The 15,997-nt window shown below is 34.0% G+C and carries 12 protein-coding genes; 11 read left to right on the forward strand and 1 reads right to left on the reverse strand.

Annotated elements, in window-relative coordinates:
- Nucleotides 1-315 precede the first annotated feature (315 nt).
- The 9 genes from DW006_RS07725 (at nucleotide 316) to DW006_RS07765 (ending at nucleotide 9,665) form a co-directional block, all read left to right on the forward strand.
- A complete protein-coding gene (locus DW006_RS07725; RefSeq protein WP_117999751.1) occupies nucleotides 316-2,238 on the forward strand; it encodes an oligopeptide transporter, OPT family in 1,923 nt (640 codons plus the stop codon).
- A 170-nt stretch (nucleotides 2,239-2,408) separates the two neighbouring features.
- A complete protein-coding gene (locus tag DW006_RS07730) occupies nucleotides 2,409-2,771 on the forward strand; it encodes a PqqD family protein (protein WP_117999752.1) in 363 nt (120 codons plus the stop codon).
- On the forward strand, nucleotides 2,771-3,112 hold the full coding sequence (locus tag DW006_RS07735; RefSeq protein ID WP_117999753.1) for a hypothetical protein: 342 nt from the start codon (nucleotides 2,771-2,773) through the stop codon (nucleotides 3,110-3,112). Before DW006_RS07730 ends, DW006_RS07735 begins: the two co-directional genes overlap by 1 nt.
- Before the next feature lie 240 nt (nucleotides 3,113-3,352).
- The gene (locus DW006_RS07740; RefSeq protein WP_117999754.1) at nucleotides 3,353-4,801 is read left to right on the forward strand and encodes an aminoacyl-histidine dipeptidase; all 1,449 of its coding nucleotides are present in this window, start codon (nucleotides 3,353-3,355) and stop codon (nucleotides 4,799-4,801) included.
- Nucleotides 4,802-4,804: 3 nt separating this feature from the next.
- Nucleotides 4,805-5,272, forward strand: a complete 468-nt coding sequence (locus tag DW006_RS07745) for a DUF2752 domain-containing protein (protein WP_117999755.1) — start codon at nucleotides 4,805-4,807, stop codon at nucleotides 5,270-5,272.
- A 97-nt stretch (nucleotides 5,273-5,369) separates the two neighbouring features.
- Complete coding sequence (locus tag DW006_RS07750; protein ID WP_117999756.1) at nucleotides 5,370-6,692, forward strand: L-aspartate oxidase; 1,323 nt, start codon at nucleotides 5,370-5,372, stop codon at nucleotides 6,690-6,692.
- A 127-nt stretch (nucleotides 6,693-6,819) separates the two neighbouring features.
- Entirely contained in the window at nucleotides 6,820-7,674 is an 855-nt protein-coding gene (gene nadC / locus DW006_RS07755) for a carboxylating nicotinate-nucleotide diphosphorylase (RefSeq protein WP_022164672.1), read from the forward strand.
- 70 nt (nucleotides 7,675-7,744) lie between these two features.
- Nucleotides 7,745-8,293 carry a transcription repressor NadR gene (locus tag DW006_RS07760; RefSeq protein ID WP_117999757.1) on the forward strand — a complete coding sequence of 183 codons (549 nt, stop codon included), beginning with the start codon at nucleotides 7,745-7,747 and terminating at the stop codon, nucleotides 8,291-8,293.
- 268 nt (nucleotides 8,294-8,561) lie between these two features.
- A complete protein-coding gene (locus tag DW006_RS07765) occupies nucleotides 8,562-9,665 on the forward strand; it encodes a hypothetical protein (protein WP_117999758.1) in 1,104 nt (367 codons plus the stop codon).
- Nucleotides 9,666-9,860: 195 nt separating this feature from the next.
- Here DW006_RS07765 and DW006_RS07770 read toward each other — a convergent pair whose 3' ends face one another.
- Complete coding sequence (locus DW006_RS07770) at nucleotides 9,861-11,459, reverse strand: CTP synthase (RefSeq protein WP_117999759.1); 1,599 nt, start codon at nucleotides 11,457-11,459, stop codon at nucleotides 9,861-9,863.
- 327 nt (nucleotides 11,460-11,786) lie between these two features.
- Here DW006_RS07770 and ftsH point away from each other — a divergent pair, with 327 nt between their 5' ends.
- Together ftsH and uvrC are read left to right on the forward strand one after the other, a co-directional pair.
- Nucleotides 11,787-13,844: an ATP-dependent zinc metalloprotease FtsH gene (gene ftsH / locus DW006_RS07775; RefSeq protein WP_117999760.1), complete on the forward strand. Its 2,058-nt coding sequence runs from the start codon at nucleotides 11,787-11,789 to the stop codon at nucleotides 13,842-13,844.
- Nucleotides 13,845-14,057: 213 nt separating this feature from the next.
- Complete coding sequence (gene uvrC, locus DW006_RS07780) at nucleotides 14,058-15,980, forward strand: excinuclease ABC subunit UvrC (protein ID WP_117999761.1); 1,923 nt, start codon at nucleotides 14,058-14,060, stop codon at nucleotides 15,978-15,980.
- Nucleotides 15,981-15,997: the final 17 nt, after the last annotated feature.

A 15,997-nucleotide genomic window follows, 5' to 3' on the forward strand; every position in this document is an offset into this window, starting at 1 on the left:
ATAAACATCCCTTTTGAGATTAAATAATAATCTTGAAAGGGATGCACACTCGTGGGAAAAGAAAGTAGTTGCATACGGGCTCGCACTCGGTGTGTAGAATGTCGCAGGCGACATTCTTATTTCCATAAATTGTTAAAAAAATTAATTTATTACTTTAATTTATTAAATTTCCATTTATTTTTTTTCAGTTTTCAGGTATACTAATCAAGTTAAGTAAAATAGTATGAAATACATTACGGGAAAAATACGCGCCATCTGTATTTTTTTGGTAACAAAGTGTGTTAACACAAAATAAAAAAGAACAGGAGAGAAAAAATGGATAACAAGAAAGAGTTTAAGCCATTTATTCCTGCTGATAAGGTTATGCCTGAATTTACAGTTGCATCTGTAATTATCGGTCTTATTTTAGCAGTTATATTTGGTGCAGCCAATGCTTACCTTGGTGTAAGAGTTGGTATGACAGTTTCTGCTTCTATACCGGCAGCTGTTATTTCAATGGGTGTTATTCGTGTTATTATGAAGAAGGATTCTATTCTTGAAAATAACATGGTACAGACTATTGGTTCAGCTGGTGAGTCATTAGCAGCAGGAGCAGTATTTACATTACCTGCAATTTTTATGTGGGCAAAAGAAGGAAAGGCAACATCACCATCATTTATTACAATTGCATTAATCGCATTATGTGGTGGTATACTTGGTGTACTTTTCATGGTACCACTTCGTACAGCATTAATTGTTGAAGAACATGGTACATTACCATATCCTGAAGGAACAGCTTGTGCTGAGGTACTTCTTGCGGGAGAAGAAGGAGGAAGTAAGTCAAAACTTGTTTTCTCAGGATTAGGAATTTCAGCTGTATATAAATTTATCGCAGACGGTCTTTGTTTATTCCCAAGTGAAGTTGACTTCTCATTTAAGGGAAGCTACACATGTGCTGTTGGTATGGATGTGCTACCGGCATTATCAGGTGTAGGTTATATTTGCGGACCTAAGGTTTCAAGTTACCTTTTTGCAGGTGGTATTTTATCTTACTTAGTGCTTATGCCTGCAATTGCGTTCTTTGGAGGAGACAGCTTATCATCTGTTGCAGATGATGCAGGAAATTTACTTCCATTTAACCAGTTAGATCCGGGAACAATTTGGAGCAAATATATTAGATATATTGGTGCCGGTGCAGTAGCAGCAGGTGGTATCATTAGTTTAATTAAAACTTTACCAACTATGTTTAGAACATTTAAGTCAGCTATTAAAGGTTTTGGAAAAAATGTATCAGGTGGAGATAGAACACAGCAGGATTTACCAATATCTGTAGTTTTAATTGGTTCATTAGTAATCGCTGCTGGAATGTGGTTAATCCCTGAAATTCCTGTTAGCTTACTTGGCGCATTATTAATAGTTGTATTTGGTTTCTTCTTTGCTACAGTTTCATCAAGAATGGTTGGTATTGTAGGAAGTAGTAACAACCCTGTATCAGGTATGGCAATTGCAACTTTAATACTTACATCTTTCGTATTAAAGGCTACAGGTTCAACTGGTTCAGCAGGAATGATAGCAGCTATTTCAATTGGTACAGTTATTTGTATTATCGCAGCTATGGCTGGTGATACATCACAGGATTTAAAAACAGGCTACATTGTTGGTGCAACACCTGTAAAACAGCAGATCGGTGAATTACTTGGTGCAGTTGTTGCAGCTTTAACAATCGGTGGCGTATTATACATTTTAAGCAAGGCATGGGGTGGATTCGGTTCAGCACAGCTTCCAGCTCCTCAGGCATCTTTGATGAAAATGGTAGTAGAAGGTGTTATGGGTGGAACTCTTCCTTGGGTTCTTATTATCGTTGGTGCATTTATTGCAATCGTCGTGGAAATCCTTGGAATCCCTGTATTAGCATTTGCAATTGGTTTATATTTACCAATTCACTTAAGCACACCAATTATGCTTGGTGGTGCCGTAAGATGGATTATTGAAAAGAGAAAATATTCATCAGAAAAAGAACAGAAAGAATCTGTTGACAAGGGTGTACTTTACTCTGCAGGTATGATTGCAGGTGAAGGAATCGTAGGAATTTTACTTGCAATATTTGCAGTAGCAAAATTAGATGGCAAAATTAATTTATCAGGAATTTACGGAGACAACTTCAACACAGTTGGTAACTGGGTTGCTCTTGTAGCATTCGCCTTATTAGTAGGTTCACTTTTCTTATTCTGCAGAAGAAAGAAAACATCAGACAAATAAATTTTTGATATGAATAATAATTTAAACATTTTATAATTTTAGAATGTTTTTTAGAGGGGTGGAAGTGCTGATTTTTGGTGCTTCCACTTTCTTCTATAGAAAGATTTATACTGTGCTTGTATAAACAAATGTGGTATACTAATGGTTAGATTTAAAGAAGGCGGTATTAAATGAAAAAAGAAAATAAAAATCAAAAATCACAGGAAAATTATTTGGATAAAGTGCCGGTGATACAGAAAAAATGGGAAGTAAATGAAAAAGGTTTAGTTGAAGTTACAGTTGAAAATACTGGGTTCTTCAATGTAATTGCACAGAAAGTATTTAAGAAACCAAGATATAGTTTTATTGAATTAGATGAGTATGGCAGTTGTGTGTGGCAACAGATAGACGGCAGGAAAACATTGTATGAAATTGGAGCCGTTTTAAAGAAACAGCACAAAAAAGCTTCAACACAGTTATATGAAAGATTGGCAAAATTTTTTGGCATATTAGAACATAATAAATATATAAGATTTATAGATAAGGAAAAATAATGGAAATTAGTACAGTCGTTATTGGGATAATTTTATTTGCCATAGCTACAATGATTATTTATGGCTGGGGACTGGTTAAACAGAAGAACCAGTCATCTGATTTGATGAACATGCTTTTTAGTAAGGGCAATAGTAAAGTAAAAAAATATTTAAAGAAAAATGAGTATATTACATTGCCACAGGTTGCAGAACTTTGTGATGGCATAGAGGCGAAGCTTCCTTTTTCGAAAAACAAGGCAATTGTAAAAGACAAAAATGATTTTGCAAAACAGCTTATGCAGTATATGGTTAAAACCGGCCAGGTGGAAGAAGAAAACGGAAGCTATAAAAAATCAAAGTAATTGAATTAAGTATTGAGCAAACCAAAGTTAATAAAAAGATTAAAGAAGGCTAAGTTAATAGAAATTAAACACATAACAAATGTTAGAAGGGTAAATGTAAAAATAATAAATATAGTTACAAAGTAAAGCAGAAATGTTTTGACTAAAAGTATAAGAATAACAGAGTTTTAAATATCATTATTATAAATTAATGATTGAAAATAAATAATAATTAAAATATATAATGCGAGGTGTAAGGATATGTCAGTTTTAGAAGGAAAGAAACCTGAAAATGTATTAAAATTTTTTGAAGAGATAGCATCTATTCCTCATGGTTCAGGAAATGTGGAACAGATAAGTGATTATTTAGTAAAGTTTGCAAATGATAGGGAATTAAAGTGCCGTCAGGATGAAAAGAAAAATGTAATCATTTGGAAAGGTGGCACAAAGGGCTACGAGAATTCAAAGCCTGTTATTTTACAGGGACACATGGATATGGTTGCTGTAAAAACAAATGACTGTGACAAGGACATGACAAAAGATGGACTTGACTTGGAAGTTAATGGAGACTATTTAAGTGCAAAAGGTACATCACTTGGTGGTGATGACGGTATTGCTGTAGCCTATGCTTTGGCAGTTTTAGATAGCAACGACATTGCACATCCACCAATTGAAGCTGTATTTACAGTTGATGAAGAAATTGGTCTTTTAGGTGCAGACTTCATTGATACATCAGATTTAAAAGGCAAAGAGTTAATCAATCTTGATTCTGAGGACGAAGGAATTTTTACAATTAGTTGTGCAGGTGGTGCTACAGTAGAATGTTTACTACCTTATAACACAGAACCTATTAATGCAAAAATTATTGAACTTAGGTTATCAGATTTTGCCGGTGGTCATTCCGGTATGGAAATTATTAAATGGGGAGCTAATGCAAACTGTATTTTAGGTCGTATTTTATTAAATGTATTTCAAAATGTTGGTATGCGTATAATGGCAGTTAACGGTGGCGAAAAAGATAACATTATTGCAAAGGAAAGCGAAGCTGCAATTGCAGTATTACCTGAAGTTGTAGATAAAACAAAAGAAATTATCGAAAAAACTTTTGAAGATGTTAAGGAAGAATACAAGTTTACAGATCCTGACATGAAGCTTCAAATCAATGTTATGGATGAAGGAATTTCAGAAGCATTATCGGGTGCAGCCACATTGGCAACAATTATTTCTTTAGTTAATATGCCAAATGGAATTCAGAGAATGAATCCTGAAATGCCACACATGGTACAGACTTCTCTTAACTTGGGAATTTTAAGAACCAAAAAAGACAACGTTTCATTATCATATTCAGTAAGAAGTTCAATTGAAAGCGAGAAGAATTCCCTAATTGAAAAGATGCGTTCACTTACAGAAATCTTTGGTGGTCAGATTGTTGTTTCAGGAGAATATCCTGGTTGGGCATACAGAGAAGACTCAAAATTAAGAGATACTGCAGTGGAAGCCTACAGGAAATTATACAATGAAGAACCTGTTATCGAAGCTATTCACGCAGGTCTTGAATGTGGTATGTTTGCAGACAAGATTGAAGATTTAGATGCAATCTCATTTGGCCCAACAATGAAAAATGTTCATACAACAGATGAAATGTTAAGCATCTCATCAACTGAAAGAACATGGGAACTTATTGTAAAGATTCTTGAAAAATTAAAATAGAAAATGAAATTTGATATAAAAAAATTAAAAAAAGACATAAAAGAAATAGCGATTCCTATAGTCGCTATTTCTTTGTTTATAATAATAATTAATAGTAAGTTTGGAAAAATTTGTCCCTTAAGAATGCTCATTGGAATTCCATGTCCAACCTGTGGAACCACAAGAGCAGTAGGTCTTTTATTAAAAGGAAAAATAACAGAGGCGGCAATGGTTAATCCTATATGGATTTTTCTTTTGGTAATTATAGTAATGGTGTTTTTTTATCGTTATGTAGAAATGGCATTCAAAAAAAGAAAAAGGCTTTTGAAGCTTATAGATATAATGATTTTTACAACAATAGCTGTAGTCATTGCTGTTTACATATACAGAATGATTTTCTGCTATCCAAACAAAGAACCTATGGTGTATGACAAAAATAATCTGTTAAACTTGGTGAAAATATTGTATTTACAACTGTCTTGTCAGATGTAAAAACATGTGCTATAATCTCAAGCAATGTTTGTAAAAAAAAGCAAATATACACAAAAATAAGAAAAGGCAGTGTTTTTACACTGGAAGTGAAATTAAAATGAGAACAGATATTATAATTGTAGGAAGCGGATGCGCAGGTATGTATTGTGCATTAAACCTGCCAAAAAACAAAGATATTTTAATTATTACAAAAGACATTGTAGAACATAGCGATTCATTTTTAGCACAGGGTGGTATGTGCATGTTGAAGGACAAAGAAGATTTTGATAGCTATTTCTACGATACAATGAAAGCCGGTCATTTTGAAAATGATACAGCAGCAGTTGAAACTATGATTAACTCATCACCGGATCTTGTAAAAGATTTATTAAGTTACGGTGTTGATTTTGCAAGAGATGAGGATGGAAATCTGGCTTACACAAGAGAAGGTGCTCATGCAAGAAATCGTATTCTTTATCACGAAGATATTACAGGCAAGGAAATAACAAGCCATATTTACGAACAATGTAAGAAGAGAGATAATATTACAATCAAGGAACATTGGACCATGGTTGATATTATTCCAAAAACTGAAAATGGCAAAGAACAAAATGAATGCCTTGGTATAGTAGTAAAGAAAGATGACGTAACTTTAGATACTATTTACGCAGATTATACTGTACTTGCCAGTGGTGGTATTGGTGGAATTTATAGATATTCAACTAACTACAGACATTTAACAGGTGATGCAGTGGCAGTGTCAATAAGACATAATATAGAGTTAAAAGATATTGATTATGTTCAGATTCACCCAACAACATTTTATTCAGAAAAAGAAGAAGACAGAAGTTTCTTAATTTCAGAATCTGTAAGAGGTGAGGGCGCCCAGTTGTTTGACAAGGATAAGGAACGCTTTACAAATGAACTTCTACCTAGAGATATTTTAACAGGAAAAATTAAAGAGCAGATGAAGAAGGATGGCACTAATCATGTTTGGCTTTCAATGAAACCAATTGATGAGGAGCAGTTAACAAATCATTTTCCTAACATTGTAAAACACTGTAAGGAACATGGTTACAATGTGCCAAAAGAAATGATACCTGTTGTGCCTGCACAGCACTATTTTATGGGTGGCATAAAAGTAAACCTTCAAAGTAAAACTTCAATGGACAGACTTTATGCAGTTGGTGAAACAGCATGTAATGGCGTTCACGGAAGAAATAGATTAGCAAGTAACTCATTACTTGAAAGTATGGTTTTTGCAAAACGTGCAGCGGTGGAAATGTCTGAACAGTTTAATGATAGAGAATTCGACAGAAACGAAGAGACTGTAGATTTTGATAAATACAAAGATCTTCATGCATGGAATAAAGAAAATAAACAGATGATACTTGACTTAATTGAAGAGAGCAAAAAGCAAAGAGAGAAAGCAGACGCTTAATTAAAAATAGAGTAAAAGTAGATGCAAAGCTATGAAAAATAGCAGATAAAAAATATATGCAAATACAAACAGATGCTTAATTAGAAAAGGAATAAACAAGAAAAGAACCAGAAAAGAGGAGGAAAATATGTTTGATCCAATAACATTAAAATTAACAGTAGACCCACTTATTGAAAGTGCTTTAAAGGAAGATGTTACAAGCGAGGATGTAACAACAAATGCAGTAATGCCTGAGTCATGTATGGGACAGGTAGATTTAATTTGTAAGGAAGATGGTGTAATCTGTGGATTACAGGTTTTCTCAAGAGCATTCCAGCTTTTAGATGAAAATACAAAGATAGAACTTTTTGTAAAAGATGGTGACCAGGTTAAGGCAGGTCAGCTAATGGGAACTGTTACAGGTGACATTAGAGTTCTTTTAGTTGGAGAACGTACAGGTCTTAACTTTTTACAGAGAATGAGTGGTATTGCAAGTTATACTAACTCAATTGCAAAATTACTTGAAGGAAGTAAGGTTAAACTTTTAGACACAAGAAAGACAACTCCAAACAACAGAATCTTTGAAAAATATTCAGTTAGAGTTGGTGGTGGAAACAACCATAGATACAATTTAACAGACGGAGTTTTATTAAAGGACAACCATATTGGAGCAGCAGGTGGTGTTAAGGAAGCAATAAAAATGGCTAAAGATTATGCTCCATTTGTTAGAAAGATTGAAGTGGAAGTAGAAAATCTTGATATGGTAAAGGAAGCTGTTGAAGCAGGGGCTGATATTATTATGTTAGATAATATGGAACATGATGTAATGAAAGAAGCTGTTGACATTATTGATGGAAGAGCTGAAATTGAAATCTCAGGAAATGTTACAAGAGAAAACATTGCTAAATTAATTGATTTAGGTGTTGATTATATTTCAAGTGGAGCATTAACACATTCATCTCCAATTCTTGATATATCTCTTAAGAATTTACACAGAATCTAATTTGTAATAGAAAATATAGTAAAGTGGCATTAATTAAGTAATATAGTATTGAACTCATTAGGAGGAACAAATGAGCGGAGAAAAAAGAAGGGAAAATTTGCTTAAGATTTTGCAGGAAAGCCATAAGCCGGTTTCAGGAACAAAGTTAGCTGAAAAATTTCAGGTTAGCAGACAGGTTGTTGTACAGGATATTGCTTTACTTCGTGCATCAAATCATGATATTGTTTCTACGCACAAAGGCTATGTTTTAAAAGATAAAGATCATATTTCACGAGTGTTTAAGGTAAAGCACAGTGAAGAGAAAATGCTTGATGAATTAAATCTTATTGTGGATTGTGGTGGAAAAGTTGAAGATGTGTTTGTTTATCATAAACTATATAATGTTGTGCGTGTGCCAATGAACATCAAGTCAAGAATGGATGCAAAAAAATACGTTGAGTCCATTAAAGGGGGCGTTTCGGTTCCCCTAGAGCAGATAACATCTGAATATCATTATCACACAGTAGTGGCAGATTCAGAGGAAACTTTAGACATAATTCAACAGCAATTGCAGGAACATGGATATTTGGTTGCATTAAGGGATTATGAACCTGTAGACTTTTGGGGAGAAGAAGAATAACTATAAATAGCAGTTAGTTTTGAAATTAAGATAGAAGAACTTAAAGTTATAAAAATAATAAATAGTAATGCATATAATAAAGTTACATGAAGTGCGAAAAAACAGAAAAATTGTAAAAGTTTCACACTTTATGTAACTTTTATGCTATACTTAAACTTAGACAAAGAGGCAAATATGAAAAACAAAAACTATTTTATCTTAATAAAATACCGATTTAATAATCTATATTTCATATTACCTACTTGTAAATATCAAAAAGGAGAAGGATATGAATATGAAGAAAATCTTATCAATTGCCTTATCACTTGTTATGATAATGGCACTATTCACAGGTTGCGGAAGCAACAAAAACGCAAAGACTAAAGATAATGGCTCTTACTTTAAAGAAGTAAAGAAGATGCAGGAAATTAGGACAGGAACAGGGGAAGTAGAACTTTCATTTGATGTAAGTGCAGATTCAATCAAGAAAGATAAAACTATACCTGCCAAGTTCAAGAAGGATGGCAAGATACAGGGCAAGTTAAAAGTTGAGACAACAACAGAATCAACATCAAAGCTTGCTGCTAAAATCTCACTTCAATATTTAACAGATACTTATGAAGAATTGACAACAGTTGTAATTGATGGTTCAAAATTATATATGAATATGGGTTCAATATCTAAATTCATAAGTAAAATTGACAGTGAGTCAGGAAAACAGTTTGAAAGCGCCTTAAAGCAGATTGGTGCCACAGGATATGTTTCACTTAATTTAAATCAGGTTGCGGATTTATTAGAAATAGACAAGGAAGCTTTCGCTAAGGCAGTGACATCATCTACAAAGATTAATACAAAGGTATATGATTCATTAGAAAAAGATTTCTCATCATTACAGGGAAAAGACGGAAATGACTATACGCTTACAGTAAATGGTGAAAACGCTGATGCAGCAGTTACAGCTTTAGTAAGCTTCTGTGACAATTCATTAAAGGATATTTATAATGAATTAATGGACGTTTACATTGAAGCATTTGGTGCAGATTCAACTATTGGAAAACAGTATGCTAACATGAAAAAAGACACAAAGGATGTTGACAATACAATTAAGAAAGTTAAAGACAACAAAGATAAAATTGTAAGTGCAATTAAAGATTCAAATGCTAATATTGTATCAAAGGCAAAAGTAACAGGTGACAAGGGTAGCAGAAAAGGAACTATCTCTATTGAAACAGGAGAAATCAAGAATGATGATGCATCAATGAATATTTCATTAACATCAAACATAACAGAAGGAAAGCCTTCAGTTAAGGATTTAGTTCCAACAGAAAATGTAACTGACTTAACTTCTATTATAACAATGCTTTCATCACAGATGTCAGGTAAGGGATTATAGAAAGTTGAGCATAAAAATTCCCTAACAATAGCCGGCGGACAACCGGGATAATTAACAGTAGATGTTGTAATTAATCATAATTATTAACACAGATGAATAATTATGGAAATAATGTTAATAATACACAAAAAAAGTAGCGATAATGATAATTTGGAAATGTTCCCATTACATTATCGCTACTTTTGTATTTTTTGGTTATTTGTTATTTAATGCAGCTTCAACAAATCCCAAGAACAATGGATGAGGTCTGTTAGGACGGCTCTTAAGTTCAGGATGTGCCTGAGTTGCAATAAAGAATGGATGAGATGGTATTTCAACCATTTCAATAATTCTGCCGTCAGGAGAAATACCTGAAAGCATCATACCATTATCTGTTAAAACTTTTCTAAAGTCATTGTTTACTTCATATCTGTGACGGTGACGTTCATGAATTAATTCTTCTCCATATAATTCATAAGCTTTGCTGTTCTTGTCAAGTTTACATGGATAAGAACCAAGTCTTAATGTACCACCAATATCTGTTACACCTTCCTGATCAGACATAAGGCTGATAACAGGATGAGTAGTTGAAGGATCAAGTTCAATACTGTGTGCATCTCTGTATCCAACAACATCTCTTGTAAATTCAACAATTGATAACTGCATTCCAAGGCAAAGTCCTAAGAATGGTATATTGTTTTCTCTTGCGTATTTAATAGCTGCAATCTTACCGTCGATTCCACGACTTCCAAAACCACCGGGAACTAAAATTCCTGAAACATCTGAAAATACTTCAGCAGCGTTTTCGTTTGTTACTGTTTCAGAATCAACCCATTTAATATTTACTGTAGCACTGTTTGGATAGCCTGCATGCTTTAATGATTCAACAACACTGATATAAGCATCGTGTAAAGCAATATATTTTCCAACTAAGGCAACTGTAACTTCCCTTGTAGGATTCTTAGCAGCCTTAACCATTGCTTTCCAGTCATCTAAATCAGGTTCAGGACAATCAAGCTTTAAGCTGTTGCAAACGATTTCTGCAAGATGTTCTTTTTCCATTGCAAGAGGTGCTTCATAAAGCATGTCGACTGTAAGGTTCTGTACAACGTTACTTGCAGGCACATTACAGAATAAGCTGATTTTGTCTTTTAAGTTGTCATCAATTTCATGTTCTGTACGGCAAACAACCACATCTGGCTGTATACCAAGTCTTTGAAGCTCCTTAACACTCATCTGAATTGGTTTTGTTTTCATTTCTTCAGATGCAGGTAAGTAAACCATAAGAGCAACATGAATTAAAATACAGTTCTCGCGACCAACATCATGCTGGAACTGTCGAATGGCTTCAATGTAAGGCTGAGATTCAATATCTCCAACTGTACCACCAACTTCAATAATTGCAATTTCTGTTTCTTCGCTTAAACTTCTGTAGAAGCGACTTTTAATTTCGTTTGTAATGTGAGGAATAACCTGAACTGTTCCACCACCAAAATCACCACGTCTTTCTTTTTCAAGAACAGACCAATAAACCTTACCGGTAGTTACATTTGAGTTTTTTGTTAAGCTTTCATCAATGAATCTTTCATAGTGTCCTAAGTCAAGGTCTGTTTCAGCACCGTCATCTGTTACGAAAACTTCACCATGCTGGACAGGATTCATTGTACCCGGGTCAATGTTAATATATGGATCAAACTTCTGCATAGTTACTTTGTAACCACGAGCTTTAAGAAGTCTTCCAAGAGAAGCGGCTGTAATTCCTTTACCAAGACCTGAAACTACACCACCAGTTACAAAAACGTACTTCACTGCCATGTGATTTTTCCTCCATTGTATTATTTATAAATTTTTTTAAAAATTGTTTTTTTAATAAATTCCTAAATATGTAGTATAACCAAAATATTGATTTTAATTAATATTTCGTATTATAAAACACACCATAATAGTGTACTACAATCAAGATTCAGATTCCATAACAAAATAAATTTTGTTAAAAATTAATGAAATATTAAACAAAATTTAACATAAATTAAGCACGATATGGTATATTGTTAAGTATAAAATAAAACACCTGTAGCATATTGTAATTTATACGGAAATCTATGACAAAAAATATCAAAGGTGGAAAGGATACCAGACTAAATGGATAACAACAGAAACATACCCCCTCGTAATAATCAGGGTGGACCTAACAATCAAAAGAAAAATAAAATAATATCAGTAGTTGTAACTTTTATAGTGGCATTGATTTTTACAAGTTTAATGTCTTATATGTTTGACTCAGCAACAAAGAAAGAAATAACTTATAATCAGTTTATTGATTTGCTGGATCAGGGCCAGGTAGAGAAAGTTACATTTGATGCAAACAAGATTTATATAGTTCCAAAAACAGATGGAACACCCCTTATTAGGACAACATTTTGGACAACAAAATTAGATGATCCTGATTTAATTACAGATTTAAAGGATAAATATGCCGGCGTGTCATTTAAGGCAGAAGCGTCAAGTGCAAGTACTAGTATTTTATATATGCTACTTGAAGGGGTATTGCCACTTGTATTTTTCTGGGCAATGCTAATGTTCATAATGAGAAAGACCACAGGCGGAAAAGGCGGTGGCGGTGTATTTGGCGTAGGAAAGTCAAATGCAAAGATTTATATACAGAAAGAAACAGGTGTTACATTTAAAGATGTTGCAGGACAGGAAGAAGCAAAGGAATCAGTAGTGGAAATGGTAGATTTCTTACACAATCCGGGCAAGTACACAGCAATTGGTGCAAAACTTCCAAAGGGAGCTTTGTTAGTAGGACCTCCGGGAACAGGTAAAACTCTTCTTGCAAAGGCTGTGGCCGGTGAAGCAAAGGTACCGTTTTTCTCGCTTTCAGGTTCTGACTTTGTAGAAATGTTTGTAGGTGTTGGTGCTTCAAGAGTTAGAGATTTATTTAAGCAGGCGGAAGAAAACGCACCATGTATTGTATTCATTGATGAAATTGACTCGATTGGTAAAAGTCGTGACTCACGATACGGTGGTGGAAATGATGAGCGTGAACAGACACTTAATGCATTACTTGCAGAGATGGATGGTTTTGACTCATCAAAAGGTATTTTGATTTTAGCAGCAACAAACAGACCGGAAGTTTTAGATCCGGCACTTTTAAGACCAGGACGTTTCGACAGACGAGTTATAGTTGACACACCTGATTTTAAGGGCAGACTTGAAACATTAAAGGTACATTCAAAAGATGTTAAGTTAGATGAGACAGTTGATTTAGATGCTATTGCAAACATTACAAGCGGTGCAGTAGGATCTGATCTTGCAAATATGGTAAATGAAGCAGCAATCAATGCTGTTAAATGTGGCAGAAAAGCAATTTCACAGGATGACTTAATGGAAGCTGTTGAAGTTGTAATTGCCGGTCGAGAAAAGAAAGACAGAATCTTAAGTAAAGAAGAAAAGAAGATTGTGTCATATCATGAAGTTGGACATGCACTGGTTGCAGCAATACAAAAACATGCAGAACCTGTACAGAAGATTACAATTGTTCCAAGAACAATGGGTTCATTAGGCTATGTTATACAGGCACCTGAAAAGGAAAAATACTTAATGTCAAAAGATGAATTAAGTGCAGAACTTGTAACATTGCTTGCAGGTAGAGCTTCAGAAGAAATCGTGTTTGATTCAGTAACAACAGGAGCATCAAATGATATGGAGAAGGCAACTAAGATTGCCCGCTCAATGATTGCTCAGTATGGTATGTCAGAAAAATTTGGCTTAATGAGTCTTGAACAGATTAGTGACCCATATTTAGGTGGTCATTCTCAGTTAAACTGTAGCGATAAGACTGCAACAGAAATTGAAGAAGAAGTTAAGACTCTTCTAAAACAGAAATACGAAGAAGCAAAGAAACTTCTTCTGGAAAACAGAGATAAGCTTGATAAAATAGCCAAGTTCCTTTATGAAAAGGAAACAATTACCGGAAAACAGTTTATGGATATTTACCATAAATGTGATGAACCTGAAGCAAGGGAAGAGACTACACAAACTGTTGAAACTGTTGAAAATGCAAGGGAAGAAGCAGTACAGCCTACAGAAGAAACTGTAGCAAAGGAAGAGACGGTACAGCCAGCAGAAGAAACTACTACAAGGGAAGAGACTACACAAACTGTTGAAAATGCAAAAGAAGATATTACAGAAAAGTAATAACAAATAATTATAAAAAGATAATAGCCCACAACAGGAACATTAAGAAAAATTAGCAAAATTATGTTAATTTAATAATCAGATGTTCCAGGGCAAATTAAATAAGGTGGTTGCAAACAATAGTATATGTTTGGGACCACCTTATTAATCTTTGTTAGGACAGCTATATATGATACAATTATAAAAGTAAAACATTTGATGGAAGGGTAAGAAATGAGTGGTTTTAACATACAGGAAGAATTGAAGAAAATGCCGGATACACCGGGAGTATATTTAATGCATAATAAGCATGATGATGTAATATACGTTGGGAAGGCGATTAATTTAAAAAGACGTGTAAGCTCTTATTTTAGGCAAAGCACAAAGAAAAGTCTGAAAATTCAGTCAATGGTAACACAGATTGTCCGCTTTGAATATATCCTAACTGACTCAGAATTAGAGGCTTTGATTTTAGAGTGTAACCTTATAAAAGAATACCGCCCTAAATATAATACAATGCTTATGGATGATAAAACTTATCCATACGTAATGGTAACCACAAGCGAAAACTATCCAAGGATTGTCATGGCAAGAAGAATGAAAAAAGATGGTAACAAATATTTTGGACCTTTTACAAGTGGCGGGGCAGTAAGGGATACTATTGATTTGCTACAAAAAATGTATCACATTAGAAGCTGTAGAAAATCAATTATAGTAAAACATGATGAAAACTATAAAGCAAATTCAAATAATACAGCAACAAAAGAAATACCAACTGTAAACGGCAGACCATGTCTCTACTACCACATGGGACAATGTGGTGGGGCATGTCAGGGTTACATTTCAGTGGAAGAATATAAGGAAAATGTTAATAAGGCAATTAAATTTCTTGAAGGCAATTACAGAGAGACAATCAAGGAACTTGAAGAAAAAATGCAGGCTGCATCAGCAGAATTAGATTTCGAACAGGCAATGGAATACAGAGATTTAATTAACAGCATCAATCACGTAGCCGGCAACCAAAAAATTACAACCCACAAATTTGAAAACAGAGATATTATTGCATACGCAGAAGAAGGAAATGATGCAGTAGTACAGGTTTTCTTTGTAAGAAACGGAAAGCTCATAGGCAGGGAACATTTTTATTTAACAACAGTCCCGGGAGATACGGGAAAAGATATTATTACAAGTTTTATCAAGCAGTATTATATTGGCACGCCGTTTATTCCTAATCAGTTGCTTGTTCAAGAAGAAGTGGATGAACCGGAGCTATTGTCTGAAATGTTAAGCAGAAATCAGAATTATAAAGTTAAAATTGTTAATCCTAAAAAAGGAAGCAAGGAAAAACTTGTGGAATTGGCTGCAAAGAATGCACAAAATCTTTTGGAACAAAACAAAGAAAAATATAGAAGAGAACAGAAGAAAACTGTTGGCGCTGTAAAAGAAATAGAACAGTTAATAGATGTTCACAACATTCACAGAATGGAATCTTACGATATATCTAACACCAACGGATACGAGTCAGTTGCATCCATGATTGTTTATGAAGATGGAAAACCAAAAAGAAATAATTACAGAAAATTTAAAATTAAAACAGTACAGGGACCTGATGACTATGCAAGTATGGAAGAAGTTTTAACAAGAAGGTTTAAACATGGTCTGGATGAAAGAGAAAAAATGGATATGGAAGGCAACAGTGATTATGAGCTGGGAAGCTTTTCAAAATTTCCGGACCTTCTTTTAATGGATGGTGGAAAAGGTCAGGTAAATGTGGCACTTCGTGTGTTAGATGAACTTAAAATAAACATACCTGTATGTGGTATGGTAAAGGATGATAATCATAGAACTAGAGGCTTATATTACAATAATTTGGAAATACCAATAGATACAAGATCTGAGGCTTTTAAACTGATAACAAGAATTCAGGATGAAACCCATAGGTTCGCAATTGAGTATCATAGAAGCCTTAGAAACAAAAAAGAGGTAAAATCAATATTAGATGACATACCGGGAGTTGGTCCATCAAGAAGAAAAGCTTTAATGCTTTATTTTAAATCAATAGAGGCAATAAGAGAGGCTGATGTAGACCAATTATTAAAAGTGACTTCCATTAATGAAAAAGTGGCGAAAGATATATACAAATTTTTTCACAAATGATAGAATAGCAGTGGATA

The sequence above is a fragment of the Eubacterium sp. AF36-5BH genome, assembly GCF_003460505.1.
In the GTDB taxonomy this organism is placed as follows: domain Bacteria; phylum Bacillota; class Clostridia; order Lachnospirales; family Lachnospiraceae; genus Eubacterium_G.